Annotated in this window: 2 protein-coding genes; one reads left to right on the forward strand and one right to left on the reverse strand. The window is 44.4% G+C overall.

What is annotated here, in order from left to right; all coding sequences use genetic code 11:
- The coding region (locus H7U22_RS22945) for a hypothetical protein (protein ID WP_222621949.1) at nt 1-188 on the forward strand (188 nt) is incomplete at its 5' end.
- A gap of 349 nt (nt 189-537) precedes the next feature.
- Here H7U22_RS22945 and H7U22_RS22950 read toward each other — a convergent pair.
- The coding region (locus H7U22_RS22950; protein ID WP_222621950.1) for a hypothetical protein at nt 538-801 on the reverse strand (264 nt) is incomplete at its 5' end.

The raw sequence follows: 801 nt of genomic DNA on the forward strand, positions 1-801 counted from the left end.
ATTTTCGCAGAACGCCCCTACCCGGAGGACCAGAAAAGTTTGGATTTTTGGGCTATTTTTTAGGATTTTTGAGGATTTTTGAGAGCTCCACCACCATATCAGCCCCATTTAAGGTTTTTGCACTCGCCATCAACATGCTGAAGGCCTACAAGTATACTATCGAGAGATACCACATTAACACAAGGTAGATTATATAACAGCCAAATAAAACAGATTTATGTGTACGTGAATATATGCCACTATTACGATCAAACTAGAAGAGCTTACCAGTTAGACTTATATTACTGCCTGTGGCATCCATCGTCTCTGAGCCCTTCTATAACTATTGGTTCCACTATCGTTACACCTTATTAGCTTACGCATTACACAACTAATATTAAATATTAGTTATAAGCACCAATGAAAGGTCAAGCAGCCACCCTAAGCCCATCCTAAAGCCCACTCAATCCCATCCAGGCCAGGGGAGAGCCAACCTCCAAACCAATTAACATAAACCATCCATAAGAAATAAATCCCAAACCACCAAATAAACGCAACTCATAACCAAACCAAACCCAAAATCAAGCCCGCAAGCCAGTCCATAAACCTAAATCCATCTAAAGCACCACCTACAAAGCCAAATCCGCGCCAAAATCCAGCCAGCCCCAAAAGTACGCCCAGGACCCAGGGTTCCAGACCAATCCAGCCCAGGGAAGCCCATTTTCGGCCACCACCCGGCCCTATTTTACACCAACCCCCAGTTTCCCGCCTCGGAGCCGATTTTTGGCATTTTTGGCCGATTTTTGAACGGGATTTCTGCAC

Origin of the sequence: Pedobacter fastidiosus (genome assembly GCF_014306625.1) — a bacterium.
Classification (GTDB): Bacteria; Bacteroidota; Bacteroidia; order Sphingobacteriales; family Sphingobacteriaceae; genus Pedobacter; species Pedobacter fastidiosus.